Raw genomic sequence first — 1815 nt, 5'->3', positions numbered from 1 at the left:
TTATTTAGGAACTACAGGATTCTCAAAGATCGTTGAAGAATTTCCTTTAATTACTATTTTTGCTCAATATTTTGGAGCTGTATTTTTATTCATTTATGGTTTGAGAAGCTTCTATTCAGCTTTTAGAAAACATACGCGTCTTGATCCGAGTAATATTGAAAAAGCTAATATTTATCATGTGCTAGGTACTTGTTTAGCATTTACCTGGCTCAACCCTCATGTTTACTTAGATACCGTTGTACTAATGGGTTCTATTTCCACGAACTTTGAAAGCGAGCTGCATATATTTACTATGGGAGCAATCCTATCTTCTTGGATATTCTTCTTTTCTTTAGGACATGGAGCAAAATTTCTATTACCGCTATTCCAAAGTTCTATTTCATGGAAAATTTTAGATTTCCTCATAGGCATAATTATGTGGGTTATAGCTGTAAATCTCTTGTTCTAAAAAGATGTGTCAGCAATCTACCTACTTTAAGTTTCTCTAAAATTAACATAATACACCTTATATGAAACTAAAAATGGGAGCTTTAAGCTCCCATTTTTGCTGAGTTTTTCAATTTTTAGGTAGTAGCCTAGGCTTCAATAAATTACGCACCTAAACGCATTAACTTTTCTTGAATCGCATCACTGACAAAGGCATTTAGAGAATTACTTGATGCTAAAACCGCCTTACGGTGTAATTCAGGGCTAATACGGACATTAAAAGTGCCTTTGAATGGTTGATCAGGAGATTTTCCTAGTTCAGCACATGATTCTAAATAGCCGTCTACAGATTCCTGAAAAGCTTTCTCAAGGGCTTTTAAAGTTTCCGCTTCATAGGTAATAAGATCACGAATAAAAGCAAGTTTTCCAAATAACTCACCTGTTTCAAGATCAGGCTCAATTGTTCCGAGATAACCTTTGTATTTTAAATAGCTCATAAAAATCCCTCCTGCTTGAGTGCCTGTTTTACAGCTTTCAATGCCCCACCTTTGATTTCATTTTCAGGGTGTGGTCTATGCAGTAAAATCATATGTTCAGTTTTTTCATTAAAAAACCGAACACGAGAGCCTGCCATTTCAAACTTTTCATAGCCGAGCTGGCTCAGTAAAACGACTAAATCTTTATATGGAAATGTATTTTTTGAATTTCCAAATTTTTCCAATAACTTTTCCGTTTTACCCATATTTTAGTCCCACTCTGTTCTAACTCAGTATAGTACCTTTGATTTAATTATTGCAACTAAGTTTAGTTGCAAAAATGTGGGTATTACTTATGGAACGTATAAAAATAAAGATCGTTGTAGAATAATAGCTGATATCAAGTGAATAGAGTTTTTATATGGCTGTTACTGCTGCTCAGCAAAAAGATATTGATAAAGTTTTAAAAAAATATCCTGATTGCTGTTCAATTTGCAAAGATCATTTTGATGATGACGATCTGACATATACGGTTTTCGGATATGACAAAAATCAATGTATGCAAATCGTTTCAGGTTGCTGTATTGATAAAATATCTGATGTGGTTCTTCTAGGCTTATGTGGTTGTTATGACCCAGATGACATACAGAACTTAATGAAAGAGCATCCTCTTGTAGATTAATTTTTTGAAAAGGAACTTTAAGTTAAATCTTAAGTTTCGCTAAAATTAACATAATGCAGATTATACGAAATGCGATTTTTATTCTTTTAAAAATCAATTTCTTATATACTACTCAAAAGCCCATTTACCCTCTAATGGGCTTTTTTAATGATTTGTCACGTTCCACGCCTAATTAGTGAGCAATGTTCCACGATTTTGTTCATACCAGTTAAACAATCTTAGTTAATCATA

The 1815-nt window shown here is 33.1% G+C and carries 4 protein-coding genes; 2 read left to right on the top strand and 2 right to left on the bottom strand.

What is annotated here, in order from left to right:
* The coding region (locus tag FTV31_RS16590; RefSeq protein ID WP_180015738.1) for a LysE/ArgO family amino acid transporter at positions 1 to 448 on the top strand (448 nt) is incomplete at its 5' end.
* Positions 449 to 590: 142 nt separating this feature from the next.
* Here FTV31_RS16590 and FTV31_RS16585 read toward each other — a convergent pair.
* Both FTV31_RS16585 and FTV31_RS16580 read right to left on the bottom strand, forming a co-directional pair.
* Positions 591 to 923: a type II toxin-antitoxin system HicB family antitoxin gene (locus tag FTV31_RS16585; protein WP_004812232.1), complete on the bottom strand. Its 333-nt coding sequence runs from the start codon at positions 921 to 923 to the stop codon at positions 591 to 593.
* Complete coding sequence (locus FTV31_RS16580) at positions 920 to 1168, bottom strand: type II toxin-antitoxin system HicA family toxin (protein ID WP_004812233.1); 249 nt, start codon at positions 1166 to 1168, stop codon at positions 920 to 922. The genes FTV31_RS16585 and FTV31_RS16580 overlap by 4 nt, the downstream gene beginning before the upstream one ends.
* A 155-nt stretch (positions 1169 to 1323) precedes the next feature.
* On the opposite strand from FTV31_RS16580, the gene FTV31_RS16575 reads away from it, so the two are divergent.
* Entirely contained in the window at positions 1324 to 1584 is a 261-nt protein-coding gene (locus FTV31_RS16575) for a hypothetical protein (RefSeq protein WP_174660749.1), read from the top strand.
* Positions 1585 to 1815: the final 231 nt, after the last annotated feature.

Source organism: Acinetobacter sp. YH16031 (assembly GCF_013417335.1).
Lineage (GTDB): Bacteria > Pseudomonadota > Gammaproteobacteria > Pseudomonadales > Moraxellaceae > Acinetobacter.
This window is presented reverse-complemented; position numbering and strand designations above follow the sequence as displayed.

Bases quoted from the DNA above. Each gene is read 5' to 3' on its own strand.
- FTV31_RS16580 (WP_004812233.1), bottom strand. From the start codon at position 1,168: ATGGGTAAAACGGAAAAGTTATTGGAAAAATTTGGAAATTCAAAAAAT.
- FTV31_RS16585 (WP_004812232.1), bottom strand. From the start codon at position 923: ATGAGCTATTTAAAATACAAAGGTTATCTCGGAACAATTGAGCCTGAT.
- FTV31_RS16575 (WP_174660749.1), top strand. From the start codon at position 1,324: ATGGCTGTTACTGCTGCTCAGCAAAAAGATATTGATAAAGTTTTAAAA.